General features: G+C 67.2%; 16 protein-coding genes. 6 read left to right on the forward strand and 10 right to left on the reverse strand.

What is annotated here, in order from left to right:
* Window positions 1-444 (reverse strand): hypothetical protein, encoded by a 444-nt coding sequence (locus tag OYT95_RS18820; protein WP_268792190.1) that lies wholly within the window; start codon window positions 442-444, stop codon window positions 1-3.
* A gap of 116 nt (window positions 445-560) precedes the next feature.
* Here OYT95_RS18820 and OYT95_RS18825 point away from each other — a divergent pair, with 116 nt between their 5' ends.
* Window positions 561-1,226 carry a TetR/AcrR family transcriptional regulator gene (locus tag OYT95_RS18825; protein ID WP_268792191.1) on the forward strand — a complete coding sequence of 222 codons (666 nt, stop codon included), beginning with the start codon at window positions 561-563 and terminating at the stop codon, window positions 1,224-1,226.
* Window positions 1,227-1,258: 32 nt separating this feature from the next.
* Here OYT95_RS18825 and OYT95_RS18830 read toward each other — a convergent pair whose 3' ends face one another.
* From OYT95_RS18830 to OYT95_RS18850, 5 genes are all read right to left on the reverse strand, one after another.
* The gene (locus tag OYT95_RS18830; protein WP_081792663.1) at window positions 1,259-1,708 is read right to left on the reverse strand and encodes an acyl-CoA thioesterase; all 450 of its coding nucleotides are present in this window, start codon (window positions 1,706-1,708) and stop codon (window positions 1,259-1,261) included.
* A gap of 22 nt (window positions 1,709-1,730) precedes the next feature.
* Window positions 1,731-2,645, reverse strand: a complete 915-nt coding sequence (locus OYT95_RS18835; protein WP_037206801.1) for a cutinase family protein — start codon at window positions 2,643-2,645, stop codon at window positions 1,731-1,733.
* Between the two features lie 181 nt (window positions 2,646-2,826).
* On the reverse strand, window positions 2,827-4,278 hold the full coding sequence (locus tag OYT95_RS18840) for a glutamate synthase subunit beta (protein WP_037240390.1): 1,452 nt from the start codon (window positions 4,276-4,278) through the stop codon (window positions 2,827-2,829).
* Window positions 4,271-8,869 (reverse strand): glutamate synthase large subunit, encoded by a 4,599-nt coding sequence (gene gltB, locus OYT95_RS18845; RefSeq protein WP_037240391.1) that lies wholly within the window; start codon window positions 8,867-8,869, stop codon window positions 4,271-4,273. The genes OYT95_RS18840 and gltB overlap by 8 nt, the downstream gene beginning before the upstream one ends.
* A gap of 306 nt (window positions 8,870-9,175) precedes the next feature.
* The gene (locus OYT95_RS18850; protein WP_037240392.1) at window positions 9,176-9,724 is read right to left on the reverse strand and encodes a TetR/AcrR family transcriptional regulator; all 549 of its coding nucleotides are present in this window, start codon (window positions 9,722-9,724) and stop codon (window positions 9,176-9,178) included.
* Window positions 9,725-9,778: 54 nt separating this feature from the next.
* Here OYT95_RS18850 and OYT95_RS18855 point away from each other — a divergent pair, with 54 nt between their 5' ends.
* The 4 genes from OYT95_RS18855 (at window position 9,779) to OYT95_RS18870 (ending at window position 13,457) form a co-directional block, all read left to right on the forward strand.
* Complete coding sequence (locus tag OYT95_RS18855) at window positions 9,779-10,801, forward strand: FAD-dependent oxidoreductase (protein WP_128640497.1); 1,023 nt, start codon at window positions 9,779-9,781, stop codon at window positions 10,799-10,801.
* Window positions 10,802-11,101: 300 nt separating this feature from the next.
* Entirely contained in the window at window positions 11,102-11,944 is an 843-nt protein-coding gene (locus OYT95_RS18860; protein ID WP_268792192.1) for a glycoprotein, read from the forward strand.
* A gap of 71 nt (window positions 11,945-12,015) precedes the next feature.
* Entirely contained in the window at window positions 12,016-12,684 is a 669-nt protein-coding gene (locus OYT95_RS18865; protein ID WP_235214572.1) for a hypothetical protein, read from the forward strand.
* Complete coding sequence (locus OYT95_RS18870) at window positions 12,681-13,457, forward strand: hypothetical protein (protein WP_268792193.1); 777 nt, start codon at window positions 12,681-12,683, stop codon at window positions 13,455-13,457. Before OYT95_RS18865 ends, OYT95_RS18870 begins: the two co-directional genes overlap by 4 nt.
* 407 nt (window positions 13,458-13,864) lie before the next feature.
* On the opposite strand, the gene OYT95_RS18875 is transcribed toward OYT95_RS18870, so the two are convergent.
* The 3 genes from OYT95_RS18875 to OYT95_RS18885 form a co-directional block, all read right to left on the reverse strand.
* On the reverse strand, window positions 13,865-14,908 hold the full coding sequence (locus OYT95_RS18875) for an IS3 family transposase (protein ID WP_268792194.1): 1,044 nt from the start codon (window positions 14,906-14,908) through the stop codon (window positions 13,865-13,867).
* Entirely contained in the window at window positions 14,881-15,339 is a 459-nt protein-coding gene (locus tag OYT95_RS18880; protein WP_268792195.1) for a hypothetical protein, read from the reverse strand. The genes OYT95_RS18875 and OYT95_RS18880 overlap by 28 nt, the downstream gene beginning before the upstream one ends.
* A gap of 118 nt (window positions 15,340-15,457) precedes the next feature.
* Complete coding sequence (locus OYT95_RS18885) at window positions 15,458-15,853, reverse strand: SRPBCC family protein (RefSeq protein WP_037235046.1); 396 nt, start codon at window positions 15,851-15,853, stop codon at window positions 15,458-15,460.
* 111 nt (window positions 15,854-15,964) lie between these two features.
* Here OYT95_RS18885 and OYT95_RS18890 point away from each other — a divergent pair, with 111 nt between their 5' ends.
* On the forward strand, window positions 15,965-16,360 hold the full coding sequence (locus tag OYT95_RS18890; RefSeq protein WP_200887755.1) for a VOC family protein: 396 nt from the start codon (window positions 15,965-15,967) through the stop codon (window positions 16,358-16,360).
* Here OYT95_RS18890 and OYT95_RS18895 read toward each other — a convergent pair.
* A complete protein-coding gene (locus OYT95_RS18895) occupies window positions 16,350-17,033 on the reverse strand; it encodes a helix-turn-helix domain-containing protein (protein WP_268792196.1) in 684 nt (227 codons plus the stop codon). The two genes, OYT95_RS18890 and OYT95_RS18895, sit on opposite strands and share 11 nt — an antisense overlap.
* Window positions 17,034-17,062 lie beyond the last annotated feature (29 nt).

Consider the following 17,062-nt stretch of genomic DNA (forward strand, 5'->3'; position numbering starts at 1 on the left):
TCATGCTCTCCTTCGGTCGAGACCGGCCGGGTCGGCGGGCTCGTGGTAGAGGGTTTCGATCCGGTCCTTCAACGTCACCTGTGCGCGTCGCAGCGCCTGCCACACCACCGGTGCGGCCACACCGCCGAGCAGTTGTCCGGCCGGTCTGCCGGGAGAGTGGTAGCGGAAGTCGACGGTGAGCTCCGTTTCGTCCGGGCTGAGCGCGTCGAACGTCCAGACCGATCCGTGCACGCCGTGATCGGCCTCGACGACGAGCCGGCGACCCGGGGCCGATGCGACGACCCGGGCACGGGACGGCAGCGCGATCGCATCGAGCACGGTCTCCGGATCACCGAGGTACTCGAGGGCCATCGCGGGCGGAACGACGATCACCGTGGTGCTTCGTAAGCCGATCATCGAACGCCCGGAACTGCGGGGCTCGGACAGGCAGAGCTGAATGGACAAGACGGATATCCCAACGTGTCGACGTCCGAGGCGGAGAGTGTGTGGTACATCGATGTACCGCATACTGCCGACGGTATACGGAAACCCACCGACAGGGAAGACTACGATTCGATCCGATGACGAAACCCCAGCAAGACGCCGGTGACGGGCGTGCTGCCCGTTGGCGCGGCCAACGCGAGAAGCGGCGCTCGGAGTTCGTCGAACGGGCACTCGTCGCCATCAGCGCAGAAGGTCCCGACGTGTCGGTCGCGACGATGGCCGTCTACGCCGAGGTCGCGCGAACCCGCATCTACCGGCATTTCGACGACAGCACCGACCTCAAGAACGCCGTCGCCCGGCGGGTCGCGGCGATGATGCTCCTCGAATACGCGCCCGTGATCACCGTCGACGGCGCACCGCACGCGATCCTCACCCGCGCCGCCCGCACCCACCTCGACTGGGTCACCGAACACGCCAACCTGTACCGCTACCTGATGTCGTTCTCCCCCGCTGCCGGAGAGGTGCGGCGGGCCATCAGCACCGCGGTCTCCGACATGCTCCACCCGTACCTGGACGCCCTCGGCGCCCCCGCCACCGCGACACCGCTGGCCAATGCGCTGATCGGGATGGTCGAGTCGGTGTCCGCGGAGTGGATCGAACGTCCGGGCGGCACCGACGTCGGCGCGCTGACCGAACAGCTGGCCGCGTGGGCGTGGGCGCTGGTCGACACCACAATGCGCAGCCGCGGCGCGGTCCTCGACCCCGACAGCCCCCTACCGGCCCCCGACGACCTCCGCACGTGAGTGGGAAAGCGTGCGGGAACACACTTTCGCACTCACGTGCGGGACCAGCGGCTCAGGTACTCGCGCTCGGTGGCGGTGATGCGGCGTAGCCGCTGGGCATCGACATCCGCGACGGCCATCTGAGTGGTGGCGGTGACGGCGGGCGGATCGGTGATCGGGGTACGCGCACCCCGGACCTCGTAACCGATCGTGAAGTCGACCGCCCGGTGCTTGGCGATCCACATCGTGATCCGCAGGGGACTGTCGGAGTGGCGCAACTGTCCCCGGTACTTCAGGTGGATGTCGGCGATGAATGCGCTCGTGATGAGCGACGAGTTCTCGCTGCCCTCGCTGAGCAGCCAGTCGATCCGGGCCTCTTCGAGCAACGTCACCATCCGCGCATGGTTGATGTGCTGGAAGGCGTCCATGTCGGACCACCGGACGGTCACGAAGGCGTCGTAGCCGACGACAGCGGCAGGGGTGTCAGTCACGTCGGACATCATCCCCTGCCGCCGTCAGCCGAACTCACGCGATGTCGCGCAACCAGTTCCTCAGCCACGTCGTGGCGGGCGTACCCGATCCGTCGACCGCGTAGCTGGTGTAGTCCTGGTGAGCCTGCGACTTGTAGAACTGCTCCAGTTCGTCGATGCGCTTCTCGTTGGACTGCTCGTCCAGCTGAGCCATCAGGGCCGGAACACCGCCGACAGCGAGGATGTCGTTCCAGATCGCGAGCGCTTCCTGCTGGTAGCGGCCGAACAGTGTCGGCGTCGGATCCGACGTCTGCGCGAGGAATCCGGCGAGCCGGGTCACGAAGTCTTCCTTCGGCGTGGAGCAGTACAGGTCGCCGTACGCGCAGAACGTGCGGGTGTTCTGGCTGACCCAGCCGAACCCGCCGATGCGGGGACCGCCGGCACCGCTACCGGCGACGGCAGGGCCGACGAGGGCGTCGGTCGGCGACCGCCGCGGATCGGAGACGAGTCCGACGGCCGCGATCTTGTCGGCGGGGACGACACCGAGGCCGGTGCCGATCTCCGCAGCGAGATCACCTGCGGCGTCGGCGCCCTGGCTGTACCCGATGATCGACAGCTTCGTGTCGGGGCACTGCTGCGACATCGACGACAGCATGCCCTTGGCATTACTGACCGCCTGCGCCTTCGAGCGCCCGTACACCTCGGACTCCCACGGGAAGGCCGTGGCGGCGTACGTGACGTAGTCGGTGCGGATCGACGACGGCAGACCGTTCGTCACCGCGGACAGCAGACCCGGCGTGGGCCTGACGTTGTCCTTGGTGGACGTTTCCCACGTCCCCGGAATCGCGACCACGTACAGACTCGGGCAGGGGTCAGCGTTCGCCACTGCGCTCGTGCCCGCTACTCCCGATACCACCGGGATGGCTGCCGCAGCAGCCACTGCGGTCAGAAATGCGACAACCCGTTTCATTGCCATGGCCTCAACCTGTTCTCCCCTTCGCCGTCCTGCAGACGGGATGCTGCCAGGGCGACGTGACCTAAAGATGCACGATCGGTAAATGAACGTTACCGACCGAACGTGACCCCCGCACGATAAACCGACACCCCGGTAGGAAAACCTACCGGGGTGCGGATTGTACGAGCAGTTACAGCTACCGCTGCGGGGCGGTGGTGGTCTCGATCGGAGACGGCAGCGCCGACTCGCCCTCGAGGTACGCATCGACCGCGGCGGCCGCGGAGCGACCCTCGGCGATGGCCCACACGATCAGCGACTGTCCACGTCCCATGTCGCCGGCCACGAAGACGCCGTCGACGTTGGTGGCCCACTTCGCGGAGCGGGCGACGTTGCCGCGCTCGTTGAGGTCGACGCCGAGATCGGTGAGCAGGCCCGGCTTCTCGGGTCCCACGAAGCCCATCGCCAGCAGGACGAGGTCGGCCTCGAGCTCGAAGTCCGAACCCTCCACCTTCTCGAAACGACCCGACTTCATCTCGACCTCGTGGGCCTTCAGTGCGGTCACCTTGCCGTCGGCACCGACGAACCGTTCCGTGTTCACGGAGAAGAGACGTTCGCCGCCCTCCTCGTGTGCGGACGCGACCCGGTACATCAGCGGGTACGTCGGCCACGGGGTGTGCTCGGCGCGGGTCTCGGGAGGTCTCGGCATGATCTCGAACTGGTGAACGCTCTCGGCACCCTGACGGTGCGAGGTGCCCAGGCAGTCCGCGCCGGTGTCGCCGCCACCGATGATGACGACCTTCTTGCCCTCCGCGGTGATGGTCGGCTCCTCCAGGTCGCCGAGCTGCACGCGGTTGGCGATCGGCAGGAACTCCATCGCCTGGTGGATGCCGTCCAGCTCGCGGCCGGGGATCGGCAGGTCGCGGGCCTCGGTGGCACCGCCGGCCAGGACCACGGCGTCGAACTGCGCGCGCAGTGCGTCCGCGGTGATGTCGACACCCACGTTGACACCCGTCTTGAAGACGGTGCCCTCGGAGTTCATCTGGTCCAGACGGCGGTCGATGTGCCGCTTCTCCATCTTGAACTCGGGGATGCCGTACCGCAGCAGCCCGCCGATGCGGTCGGCCCGCTCGAACACCGTGACCATGTGCCCGGCACGCGTCAGCTGCTGCGCTGCAGCGAGACCCGCGGGACCGGAACCGACGACGGCGACCTTCTTGCCCGTCGAACGGGTCGGGTGGACCGGCTTGACCCAGCCCTCGTCGAAGGCGCGGTCGATGAGCTCGACCTCGACCTGCTTGATGGTGACGGGGTCCTGGTTGATGCCCAGGACGCACGACGCCTCACAGGGTGCGGGGCACAGCCGCCCGGTGAACTCCGGGAAGTTGTTGGTCGCGTGCAGACGCTCGATGCCGTCGTGCCACCGGTCCCGGTACACCAGGTCGTTCCACTCGGGAATCAGGTTCCCCAGCGGACAGCCGTTGTGGCAGAACGGGATACCGCAATCCATGCACCGGCTGGCCTGAGTCTTCAGGGTGTCCGACGAGAACTCCTCGTAGACCTCGTTCCAGTCGAGCAGGCGCAACGGCACCGGCCGGCGAACCGGAAGTTCGCGTGACGTGTGCTTCAGGAAGCCGCTTGGATCACCCACGAGCTGCCTCCATCACTGCCTCGTCCACGTTCTTTCCATCCTTCTTCGCGGCCTCGATGGCCAAGAGCACCTTCTTGTAATCGCGGGGCATCACCTTCGCGAAATGATTGACCTGCTGCGACCAGTCGGACAGGATGCGCGCGGCAACCTCGGAGCCCGTCTCGTCGCGGTGACGCTCGATGGCGGCCTTCAGCCAGGTGAAGTCGTCACCCGTCAGGTCCTCGAGATCCACCAGTTCCGTGTTGAGGTTGTCCTCGAACACCTTGTCCGGGTTGTAGACGTACGCGACGCCACCGGACATGCCGGCACCGAAGTTGCGTCCCGTCGCACCGAGGATGACGACCTTTCCGCCGGTCATGTACTCGCAACCGTGGTCGCCGACTCCCTCGACCACCGCGGTGGCGCCGGAGTTACGGACCGCGAATCGCTCGCCCACGACACCGCGGAGCAAAGCCTCACCGCTCGTGGCACCGAACAGGATCACGTTGCCGCCGATGATGTTGTCCTCGGCGACGAAGCCGGGCGCGGTCTCCAGCGGCGGGCGCACCACGAGGCGTCCACCAGACAGACCCTTGCCGACGAAGTCGTTGGCATCGCCGTGCAGGCGCAGGGTCATGCCCTTGGGGACGAACGCACCGAAGCTGTTACCGGCCGAACCGGTGAACGTGATGTCGATCGTGTTGTCCGGCAGGCCCTCGCCGCCGTACGCCTTCGTCACCTCGTGGCCGAGCATGGTGCCGACCGTGCGGTTGACGTTGGTGATCGGCGACTCGAACGTGACCTTCTGGCCCTTGTCGAGAGCGTTGCGGCTCTGGACGATCAGCTGCTGGTCGAGCGCCTTGTCGAGGCCGTGGTCCTGGGTGCCCGTGCAGTACAGGTCCTGGTCCATGAACGCCGACTCGGTCTCGTGCAGGATCGGCGACAGGTCGAGATTGCCGGCCTTGCTGCCCTTCCAGTGCTCGAGCGCCTTCGTGGTGTCGAGGACGTCGACCTGTCCGACGGCCTCGTCGAGGGTGCGGAAGCCGAGCTCGGCGAGGAGTTCGCGCACCTCTTCGGCGATGAAGAGGAAGAAGTTCTCCACGAACTCCGGCTTACCGTTGAATCGCTTGCGCAGAACAGGGTTCTGCGTGGCGACACCCACGGGGCAGGTGTCGAGGTGGCAGACCCGCATCATGATGCAGCCCGACACCACCAGCGGAGCGGTCGCGAAACCGAACTCCTCGCCACCGAGCAGCGCGGCGACCATGACGTCGCGGCCCGTCTTGAGCTGGCCGTCGACCTGCACGACGATGCGGTCGCGCAGACCGTTGAGCAGCAGCGTCTGCTGGGTCTCGGCGAGGCCGAGCTCCCACGGGGCGCCCGCGTGCTTCATCGACGTCAGCGGGGTGGCGCCGGTGCCACCGTCGTGACCGGAGATCAGCACGACGTCCGCGTGTGCCTTGGACACACCGGCGGCGACGGTGCCGACACCGACCTCGGACACCAGCTTCACGTGGATCCGGGCCTGCGGGTTGGCGTTCTTCAGGTCGTGGATCAGCTGCGCGAGATCCTCGATCGAGTAGATGTCGTGGTGCGGCGGCGGCGAGATCAGCCCGACGCCGGGCGTGGAGTGCCGGACCTCGGCCACCCACGGGTACACCTTGTGCGCCGGCAGCTGGCCGCCCTCACCGGGCTTCGCTCCCTGCGCCATCTTGATCTGGATGTCGGTGCAGTTGGTCAGGTAGTGCGACGTGACACCGAAGCGTCCCGACGCGACCTGCTTGATCGCGGACCGCCGCCAGTCGCCGTTCTCGTCCGGGGTGAAGCGGGCCGGGCTCTCGCCGCCCTCACCGGAGTTGGACCGACCGCCGAGGCGGTTCATGGCGATGGCGAGGGTCTCGTGCGCCTCGGCGGAGATGGAGCCGTAGCTCATCGCACCCGTCGAGAAGCGCTTGACGATCTCGGTGGCGGGCTCGACCTCGTCCAGCGGGACGGGCTCGCGGACGCCCTTCTTGAACTCGAAGAGGCCGCGCAACGCTGCGAGGCGCTCGGACTGGTCGTCGACCAGCTTCGTGTACTCCTTGAACACCTCGTACTGCCCGGTGCGCGTGGAGTGCTGCAGCTTGAACACGGTGTCCGGGTTGAACAGGTGGTACTCGCCCTCACGACGCCACTGGTACTCGCCGCCCACCTCGAGCTCGCGGTGCGCGCGCTCCTCGGGGCGGTCCAGGTACGCGTTGGAGTGGCGGACCGCGACGTCGGCGGCGATCTCGTCGAGACCGATGCCGCCGAGGCTCGACTGCAAGCCGGTGAAGTATTCGTCGACCAGTTCCTGCGACAGGCCGATGACCTGGAACAGCTGGGCGCCGGTGTAGGACGCGAGGGTGGAGATGCCCATCTTGGACATCACCTTGAGCACACCCTTGCCCGCGGCCTTGATGTAGTTCTGGATGGCCTTGTCGAGGGTGACGCCCTGCAGTTCGTTGTTCTGCACCGCCTCGTCGACGGTCTCGAATGCCATGTACGGGTTGACCGCTGCCGCACCGAACCCGATGAGGAGCGCCATGTGGTGCACCTCGCGGGCGTCGCCGGCCTCGACGATGAGGCCGACCTTGGTGCGGGTCTTCTCCCGCACCAGGTGGTGGTGCACGGCCGACGTCAGCAGCAGCGACGGGATGGGCGCGTACGTCTCGTTCGACTCGCGGTCGGACAGGACGACGAGGCGCGCACCGCCGGCGATGGCCTCCGACACCTGGTAGCGGACGTCGTCGAGGGCCTTGCGCAGACCCGCTCCGCCCTCGGCCACCGGGTACAGACCGCGGACGATGACGCTGCGGAAGTTCGGGAATTCACCGTCGTCGTTGACGTGAATGAGCTTCGACAGGTCGTCGTTGTGCAGGATCGGCTGCGGCAGGAAGATCTGCCGGCAGGACTCTGCGGTGGGGTGCAGCAGGTCGTGCTCGGGGCCGATGGTGCCGCCGAGGCTGGTGACGACCTCCTCGCGGATGGCGTCGAGCGGCGGGTTCGTGACCTGCGCGAACAGCTGCGAGAAGTAGTCGAACAGCATCCGCGACCGGGAGGACAGCACGGCGATCGGGGTGTCCGTACCCATGGAGCCGAGGGCCTCGGCGCCGGAGAGCGCCATCGGCTTGACGAGGAGGTTGACCTCTTCGTTGGTGTACCCGAACATCTGCTGACGCAGAACGACACGCTCGTGCGACATGTAGGTGTACGGGCGGTCCGGCAGGTCGTCCATGTGGGTCAGACCCTGATCGAGCCACTCCTGGTAGGGGTGCTCGGCGGCCAGTTCCGACTTGATCTCGTCGTCGCTGATGATGCGACCCTCGGCGGTGTCGACGAGGAACATGCGGCCGGGCTGCAGCCGGATCTTCTTCACGACGGTGGCGGGGTCGATCGGCAGGACGCCGACCTCGGAGGCCATGACGACGAGGCCGTCGTCGGTCACCCAGAGACGCGAGGGACGCAGCCCGTTGCGGTCCAGGACGGCGCCGATGACGGTGCCGTCGGTGAAGCACACCGACGCCGGTCCGTCCCACGGCTCCATGAGCGACGAGTGGTACTGGTAGAACGCCCGGCGTGCGGGGTCCATGCTCTCGTGACGCTCCCAGGCTTCCGGGATCATCATCAGCACGGCGTGCGGCAGGCTGCGGCCACCGAGGTGCAGCATCTCGAGCACCTCGTCGAACCGCGCGGTGTCGCTCGCGCCGTTCGTACAGACCGGGAAGATCTTCTCGAGCTGCTCGCGGCCGCCGAAGATGTCGCTGTCGATGAGCGCCTCACGGGCACGCATCCAGTTCTCGTTGCCGGTGACGGTGTTGATCTCACCGTTGTGGGCAACCCGCCGGAACGGGTGGGCCAGCGGCCACGACGGGAACGTGTTGGTGGAGAAGCGCGAGTGCACGAGGCCGAGGGCCGACTCGACGCGCTCGTCCTGCAGGTCCAGGTAGAAACCCTTGAGCTGCGGGGTGGTCAGCATGCCCTTGTAGACGAACGTCTGGCTCGACAGGCTCGGGAAGTACACGGTCTCGCGGCCGGGGCCGTCCTTGCCGGCGCCTTCGCTGCCCAGCTCGTGCTCGGTGCGCTTACGGACCACGTAGGCGCGACGCTCGAGGTCGAGTCCGGTGAGGGCGTCGTTCTCGCTGCCGATGAAGATCTGCCGGAACGTCGGCATGGCGTCGCGGGCCAGGGCGCCGAGCGACGAGTCGTCGGTCGCGACCTCACGCCAGCCGAGGACCTTCAGGCCCTCGCTCTCGACGATCTTCTCGACGGCGTCGGCTGCGCGCTGCGCGTCGGCCTTGCTCTGCGGCAGGAACGCGATGCCGGTGGCGTACGTGCCTTCCGCGGGCAGCGGGAAGTCGACCACGGCGCGGAAGAACTTGTCCGGGACCTGGAGGAGGATGCCGGCGCCGTCACCCGTGTTGGGTTCGGAGCCTGCGGCACCACGGTGCTCGAGGTTCACCAGCGCGGTGATCGCCTTCTCGACGATGTCCCTGCTGCGGCGGCCCTTCATGTCCACGACGAACGCGACACCACAGGAATCGTGCTCGTTCGACGGGTGATACAGCCCCTGGGGGCCTGGAAGTTGCTTCATACCTAGCCTTCGTATGCCAAAAGATGCACCGACGACCAGCAGCGCTGATGGCCATCAACTTGCAAAGCAGGTGCCGTCACGACGTGATCGGCACCACCGATCGGCTATCGCCCTTTTGCAGCACGCTGGGTGTGGTCCTCGCACCGGGCGACGTGGCTTTTCGGTCGGGTCGGACTTTCGTGGGTCCAACGTGTAACGAAAACGATAATTCAGAACCCCCGACGAAACACAACTTAGGTTGGCCTATTTACCCTCTGAACTGGGCATTGTCGAGGGCGGACCTCGTCCGACTGCACTGAGTACATGTTAAGTGAGAGCGCCGAGCACCGCTGTAATTCCCGCAGTCGGATCGAAATCGGGATCCGGGACGGTGAGTTGATGAAGGATTACACCGTCCAGGTAGTCGGTGATCACCACTGCGTCGGAAGCCGGATTCCTCGAACCCACGAGGGCCAGCATGTCCGCGCCCCATTCTACGAGCGCTCGGCGCGCCGACCCGATCTTCGCGTCCAAGCCCGGTGTCACGGACGCCTCGACGAAGAGCGCGTAGCGGGCACTCGTGCGCACGCGGTCCGGACCAGTGGAGAAAGTCACGAAGGCCACCAGCGCCTCGACCAGCGCATCCGTGCCGGCGGGCCGGAGGTGCGCGAACTTCTGCCAGTCCTCGCGGTCACGTTCGACGAGCCGTGTGACGATCCCCTCGAGCAGCGCGCCCCGGCTGCGGAAGTAGTTGGACGTGGACCCTTGCGGCATTCCGACCAGTTCGTCGACGCCGCGATGCGTGAGAGCCCGGACCCCTCTCGTGCCGAGCAGGGCGATGGCCGCGTCGAGCACCTGCTCCCGTTTGTCTGCCATGCCCCGACACTACAACGGTAGTAAATTCACTACATCCGTAGTAGGGTGGCGAGCATGACGCACTCCGCAGCAGTCCTCGGCGGCGGCATCGGTGGACTCGCCGTCGCCCGCTACCTGTCCCGCGCCGGCTGGCACGTCGAGGTCTTCGAGCGTGCCGAGACCCTGCCCACGTCGGGCACCGCGCTCGGCATGTGGCCGCAGGCCCTCGAGGCGCTGGACGCGATCGGCGCAGGTGATCGGGTGCGCGCGCTGGGATCACCCCAGCACCGCGGTTCGCTCCTGCGGCCCGACGGATCCGTGATCGGCACCATCGACAACCGCAACCGAACCGCCTACCTGCTGTCGCGGCCCGCCCTGCTGGCCACACTGGCCGAGGCCCTGCCGGACGGCACGATCTCGTTCGGCACACCGGCACCCGCCCTCGACGCGCTGACGGACCACGACGTCGTGATCGGCGCGGACGGCCTGCGCAGCCCGACCCGCCGTCAACTGTTCGGCGAGAAGTTCGAGCCGCGGTACGTAGGCGCGACCGCCTGGCGCGGGTGGGTGCCCGGACATCGGGACACCGTCAGCGAAACCTGGGACACGGACGCACTTTTCGGCATCACCCCGCGCGATGGCGATCTCGTCAACTGGTTCGCGTGCGTCCGCACCGACGCCGGACACCCCGGCGGCCTCGACTACCTCCGGTCGCGGTTCGGGAACTGGCACGCCGACGTCCGGGCAGTACTGGATGCCGCCACCCCCGACGCGATGCTCCACCACGACCTGTACGAGTCGCCCCCGCTGCCGTCGTACGTGTCGGGCAACGCGGCCCTGCTCGGTGATGCGGCCCACGCAATGGCGCCGAACCTCGGTCGGGGCGCCTGCGAGGCCCTCGTCGACGCCGTCGCGCTCGGCCGATTCCTCACCGCCGACACCGACATTCACACCGCGCTGCACCGGTACGACCGCGCACGGCGGCCCGCGACGCGGCGACTGGTGCGTGGATCCCGAGCCATGTCCTCCGTCGCGATGACCTGCCGTCTCCATCCGCTGCGCGATCTGTCGGTGAAGCTGGCCGCGAGCCTGGCCTGACCGGACTGCGGGGGCGCGGGAACGCTTGCCCGTCTGGTACTTTGCCGCGGTAGGGGGACGAGAAAGAACCGGGGGCGGTCATGGGGGCGGTGGACGACGGCTGCGGCAGTGCGCCGGCAGCACGGACGTATCTCATCGGGGAAACAACACATCCACCTGGTCGGTGGACGCATTCTGCTGTGCTCGCTTCCCTCTTCCGGTGCCTCTGATCTGCACCACTCTTGCGTTTGCTTCGTCAGCACCAGTCCGTTCGATCACCATGCCCGTTCGACTTCAGGAGTCACAGACTTGAGAATCCGCATGCACGCTCTGGCAGCCGCGATTTCGGTATCCGCCGCCGCACTGCTCGGCGCCGCGACGGCACACGCCGCTCCGACCGCCCCGCCGTCCACGTCGCAGCCGGGCGTCACCGACCCCTCGGCTGCGCCCACCACGTCGCAGCCCGGCGTGACGGTCCCGACGACGCCGCCCACCACGTCCCAGCCGGGCGTCACCGACCCGGCCGTTCCGGCCGCGACGACGCCCGCTCCCCCGCAGGCTCCGCTGGCGGTGCCGGGTGCCGAGACGGTCGTGCCTGCTGCTCCCGACCTGGCAGCGCCCGCCGCCGAGGGAGTCGTCGAGGCACCGGCGGCCCAGCCGGCGACCGTGTGGATCGACCCCGACGACATGCCGAAGGCACATCAGGCACCCGTCGCCCCCGTACTTCCGGTGCCGAAGCCGGTCGTCGAGGTCAATGCGGCCGTCGACACGCTGGTCGGTGCGGTGCCGGTGGCCGTCAACGGACGCCAGTACGGCAACCCCGAGGGCTACGTCGGCACCATCGGCTGGCGCGTCGGTGACACTACCGGAACCGCGGGCATCGCCGTGGACCCGTCCTCGCCGACGGCGGCCACCGTCTCCGCGTTCTCGGCCGACTCCAACGCCGAGCACCCGACCAATTGGTCTGCGCCCGTCGACGTCACACCCGTCGCCGCCGCGATCACGGATGCGGCCGACCGGTACCCGGCCTTCGGGGAACTGGTTCGGACGATCGCGTCTCTGCCCGCACCGCAACTGCCGCAGCTGCAGTCCACCGACAGCGGTCCGGCGGCCACCACGATCGGCGGCGTGAACGTGCGCAGCCAGGCGACGCTGCACGTGTGATCCGATTTCCTCGCGCGGAGCCCGCCAGGGGTCGGCTCCGCGCGAGGGAATGAGGTGTGGAGGATTCAACTGTGACAGAACCGCCGAACAGGGCACCCCTCGACCGCTTCTCGCACTGGTTCCCGCCCTTCGCATCGGCCGCGGTACCGGGGTCGACGGTTCCCGCCGCGGAACCCGAACAGCAACCCCCGGCTCCGACGTGGCTGACCGCGGACGATGAGCCCGATCCTGCACCACCTGTTCGCGGTAATCAGAGGCTCGTCGTCGCCGGCGCCGCCGCTGCGGTGACCGCCGTCATCGCCGGTGTGGTCGCCGTGTTCGCCTCGACGTCCGGCGATGCGAGCGGAACCCCCGTCGCCGCTGCCGATTCGGGCTGGTGCGTCGAATCCCGCGACGGCTCGACGGTTGTCGGCAACGGTCCCGGCAGTACCTCCGACGGTGTCGCCGCGATCCTGGCATTCGACCACGCCTATTACGTCGCACGGAGCGGCGCGAAGGCCCGCGAGGTGGTCGCCCCCGATGCGCCGCTGGGGTCCGCCGAGACGATCCAGGGCGGCATCGACTCCGTGCCCGAGGGCACCGAGCACTGCCTCGCCATCACCGAAACCGAACCCGGCCGCTACGCGGTGACGCTGTCGGAACTGCGACCGGACCGGTCGACGAAGAAGTACGAGCAGGTCGTAACCACCGCGGACCGCGACGGCCGCACGTACATCACATCCATTGGAGACGCCAAGTGACCGACCCACTACTGCAAGCACTTCCGGTGTCGACCCTCGTCCTCGGGGCATGCGGAGGAGCAGGCGCCACCACGACGACGCTCGGGCTCGCCAACACCGCGGCGGCTCGCGGCGGCGCGGTCGTGGCCCTCGACGCGACACCCGCCGGCGGCGACGTCGCCGAGCGTGGCGCCGACGCCGTGCTCTCCGTGAGCGGCCTCGAGCAACTGGTGGCATCCGCGGCCGCCGGCCCCGTCGCGGACGACGTGTTCGACGGGTACTGCTCCCGCACGAGCGCCGGGACCCGCATCCTGAACCGCATCGGGAATCAGACCGCATCGGAACGTGAATTCCACACTGTCACAGGGTCACTCCGCACCCAGGGGGTGAGTGCCGTCCACGACCTCGGTCACCGGTTGCGAGCCGCATACCTCGCGCCGCTGCGGGCCACTCCGTCACCCATCGTCCTCGTCGTGCCGTGCCGGGCGGACGCGTTCAACCGCCTCCGCTCCGCGTTGCAGTCGATCGGTGACACGCTCGGCGCACCCGGGCTCGCCCGCACCGTCGTCACCGTGTCGAATCAGGACGCCACCGGCTGGCAGGTGGACGTCGACCTCCTCCGCGAGTACCTGGGCGGACAGGTGTGGGGCATCGAGACCATCCCCTACGACGAACATCTGGGCATGGGGATCGTCATCGATCACAGCCGGCTGGCACCGGACACCCGGGCCGCGTACGAGCGGGTGTCCGCGGCGGCGTCAGCCGTGGCCGAAGGTCGTCCGGAACGGGTCTGAGCGGGGCACGTCCAGTACCCTTCCGGTTTTATCGCCACTATTCTCACTGCCGCACTTCGGTACGAATAGCGGAATACCGTTCCAACCGGAGGGGCACATCAAGGCCACTCACATTCGCGCAAGTTTTAGTTGCTTGCGTCCGCCGGGAGAAATGCCAGGACCTTGAACATCAACGTCGGCAGCATGATTAACATCAAGGATTCGCTCCTGCTCCGCTAGAGACACCGTATGCCGCTCGAGACATCCGCCCACGGTTTTGCTGTTTGCACCCGCAATTGCGTGTGCATTGGCTAATCGGTGTGCAGATGTGCGGCAGGAGGCCGTCCCTGACGTCGAGCGGCAGTAGCTGAGCGCAGTCACCACATCCGCACACATTTTGGCCAGCTTCACACGCAATTCGGAAGTTGTCAACCTGCCTGAGACAGGTCGTGCTTGATATTGATTCCTGTCAATTGGGGTAGTTCCGGCGCTTGGGGACGGCGACGGAACCGTTCGGGATGTTCGGTCCAGATCCGGTCGAGCCGGTCCTGACGGTGCCGACGGATCGCGGCGGCGGTGCCAAAGAACACCGCAGCCGGTGTGTGCCGACTCAGACCCCCGTGCCGGTGCTCGTTCGCATACCGGTGCAAGAACTGCTCGGTCCATTCCCGCGCGTGACCGATATCGTCGAACCGTTCTGGGCAACTCAGGTCGTACTTGAGTGTCTTGAACAGCGATTCGGAGAACGGGTTGTCGTCACTGACCCGCGGCCGCGAGTACGACGCCGAAACCCCCGCCGACTCCAGGGCATCGAGGAGTCCGGTCGAGCGCATCGACGCCCCGTTGTCGGCATGCAACACCAGCGGCACCCCGTACTTCTCGAACGCGGCACCGAACATCTGCACCGCCATCTGTGTCGTCTCGGCGTACTCGATTCGCCAGGCCACCGGGTAACGAGAGAAAACGTCGATCGCCAGATACAGCAAGTACCGGTCCTGCTTGCGCGACCCCTGGAGCATCGTGATGTCCCAGGACCACAACTGACCCACTTGCGCGGTCGCCACGACCGGCTTCGGTCGCGCGTTGCTTCCGCCGCGGCGAGTACGCCGACGATCCCCGGTCAGATTCTGCGACCGGGCGACCCGGTAGAACGTCCGCTCGGAGCAGGCCACCAGCCCCTCATCGAACGAACGCCAATATGTTTGCACCACAGACCGATCCGAATTCTCTTCGGCAAGTAACAGGTCGATGATCACCCGCCGTTCGGTCTCCGACAACGCCGCCGGTTGAGAGCGATCGGTGTGCGGGATCGGCCGCTCGACCGGCTGGTAGTGCTGGTAGTTGCGGGCCAGCCGATAGTAACTCGACCGGGCCAGACCGAGCAGGGCACTCGCCCGGGCGACGTGGATACCGGCCTGCTCATGGAGGGCGGTGACAGCGTCGATCAGGACAGCTTTCTGCGCTCGAGCCACTGCGCGTACTCGCTCGCGCTCATCAGGGCCGGCGGGATCTCCGTCATGTCTTCCGTCGAGCGCTCGGTGATCCCCTGCAAGAGCTCGAATGCTTTTCCCAAGATCTGTTGCGCGGCCTCCGCCTGAACGACTTTCTCCTTGAGTCGTTCATTCTCCGCGCGGAGCTTGGCCACCTCCGCCCGTTCACGACTGTTCATCCGAGGACTCCCAGACTTCTCCGCTGCGGCCACCATTGCTGCAGTGAATTCTCCCCGATCGCGGGCCTTCAGCCACGCCTGGACCGTGGCACGGTCCATGTTGTTCTCCCTCATCAGCCGAGCCTTTGCGCCCCGTTCGACGCACTCGTCCCAGCGCCGGAGGAACTCGACCCTGTAGGACAACGGATACGAGCGCCTGCCGGTGGGGGTTAGTCCGAACTCTGCCTCGATCATGTCGGGCTCCACTTCCCCGCGTTCGTTGCCAGGTGTCTCACGACCATCCTGGCAACGAACGAATTGCATGCGCGTTTGACCAATCGGTGTGCAAACGCGACGGACACGCGGACAGCCCTCACCCCTCCAGCAACCCCTTCAACCGCTGCAGGTCGGCGTTGACGGCTGCCGCGTCCTGCGCGAATTCTTCGGCGGTGACGCCGTCGCGTCGCCGGATGGTGAAGATGACTTCGCTGTGGTCGCCGTCGGGGATGACGCGGACGGGGTTGTAGACGGTGTCGCCGCTGGGGAGGGTGACGTCGTGGTCGAGGACGCCGTAGTCGTTGGCGGGTGCGAAGGCCACGGCGACCTGCCCCATCGGGGAGTCTGCGAGCCAGCGGTCGCCGTCCCGGGTGATGTTGGTGCTCAGGCCCGCCGCCCAGGCGGGGAGGTTGGCGGGGTCGCTCGCGTAGGAGTAGACGTCGGCGGCGGTCCGAGCGATGAACACACTGACATGGGTTGATTCGGTGGTCATGGCTCCCAGCATCCCTGCCGCAGCGCCCGGATGATTGAAGAAATCGGACTCCGGTGCTCGATGTCCGAAACCTTCAATGCGGGTCGGTCTGAGGTCGTTAGCGTTCTCGGTATGACCGCAACATTCAGTGCCATCGAACTGGTCGTCCACGACCTGCCCACGTCGCTCGCGTTCTACCGGCGGCTCGGACTCGACATTCCCGCCGACGCCGATCAGGCGCCGCACGTCGAATTCGAGTTTCCCGGTGGGATCCGCCTGCTGTGGGACACGGTCGAAACCATCCGCTCGTTCACACCCGACTGGACCGAACCCACCGGCGGGCATCGCACCGCACTCGCCTTCGATTGCGGAACCGCCGCCGACGTCGACACGCTCTTCGACGAGATCACGGGCGACGGCTACAACGGTCGGAAGAAGCCGTGGGACGCACCGTGGGGGCAGCGCTACGCCACCGTCGACGATCCCGACGGCAACCCCGTCGACCTGTTCGCCGCGCTCACGCCGTAACCAGCTGGCCGAACGTGCGGCCGGTCAAATCGTGCGCCTCACGGATCAGATGGGCCTGATCGGCGAACCCGGCCATGCCGGCCGCCTGAGCTGCGGGAATGGACGAACCCGCCAGCCCCAGCGCCGACTGCAACCGAAGGATCCGGGCCAGCATCTTCGGCCCGTAACCGAATTGCCGCCGGCACAGGCGGTGCAGTTGCCGTTCGCCGACACCGATCCGGTCCGCGACCTCACGGACGGACGCCTGCTGCTCCAGAAGTCGGACGATCACGGGGATCCTGCTGTCCGGTGGCGGCCCGAGAAGCCGCCGAGACCGCGCGAACTCCTCGAGTGCCCTGCCGGGGTCGGCGTCGTCGGCGATCCTGCCGAGGAACTCCGTGGTGGCGCGGTCGCTCAGCACCTCGGCGAGTGGCACCCGAAGATTGGTCAGCTCCTCTGCCGGCGTACCCAGGAGATCCGGAAGAGTTCCTGGGGAACAACGCAATCCGACGTAGCGGTCGCCCTCGCGGCCGCGGGTGACATACGGCCGCGAGTCGGGCCCGGCCACGACGACGTCACCGTTCATCCAGATGAGGTCCATGCAGCCGTCGGGCAGGATGGCGGCCGCACCCCCGGGCGCGGTCTTCTGCCACACCACAGCGCCGGGGAACACCGACCGCCGCTCCGTGTACATGACCCCATGCTAGGCAGCTGCTACGACAC

This window comes from Rhodococcus sp. JS3073 (assembly GCF_026810085.1).
Taxonomy (GTDB): Bacteria; Actinomycetota; Actinomycetes; order Mycobacteriales; family Mycobacteriaceae; genus Rhodococcus_F; species Rhodococcus_F wratislaviensis.

Coding starts and splice junctions, on each gene's coding strand:
- OYT95_RS18825 (WP_268792191.1), top strand. CDS start 561: ATGACGAAACCCCAGCAAGACGCCGGTGACGGGCGTGCTGCCCGTTGG.
- OYT95_RS18830 (WP_081792663.1), bottom strand. CDS start 1,708: ATGATGTCCGACGTGACTGACACCCCTGCCGCTGTCGTCGGCTACGAC.
- OYT95_RS18835 (WP_037206801.1), bottom strand. CDS start 2,645: ATGAAACGGGTTGTCGCATTTCTGACCGCAGTGGCTGCTGCGGCAGCC.
- gltB (WP_037240391.1), bottom strand. CDS start 8,869: ATGAAGCAACTTCCAGGCCCCCAGGGGCTGTATCACCCGTCGAACGAG.
- OYT95_RS18850 (WP_037240392.1), bottom strand. CDS start 9,724: ATGGCAGACAAACGGGAGCAGGTGCTCGACGCGGCCATCGCCCTGCTC.
- OYT95_RS18855 (WP_128640497.1), top strand. CDS start 9,779: ATGACGCACTCCGCAGCAGTCCTCGGCGGCGGCATCGGTGGACTCGCC.
- OYT95_RS18860 (WP_268792192.1), top strand. CDS start 11,102: ATGCACGCTCTGGCAGCCGCGATTTCGGTATCCGCCGCCGCACTGCTC.
- OYT95_RS18880 (WP_268792195.1), bottom strand. CDS start 15,339: ATGATCGAGGCAGAGTTCGGACTAACCCCCACCGGCAGGCGCTCGTAT.
- OYT95_RS18885 (WP_037235046.1), bottom strand. CDS start 15,853: ATGACCACCGAATCAACCCATGTCAGTGTGTTCATCGCTCGGACCGCC.
- OYT95_RS18890 (WP_200887755.1), top strand. CDS start 15,965: ATGACCGCAACATTCAGTGCCATCGAACTGGTCGTCCACGACCTGCCC.
- OYT95_RS18895 (WP_268792196.1), bottom strand. CDS start 17,033: ATGTACACGGAGCGGCGGTCGGTGTTCCCCGGCGCTGTGGTGTGGCAG.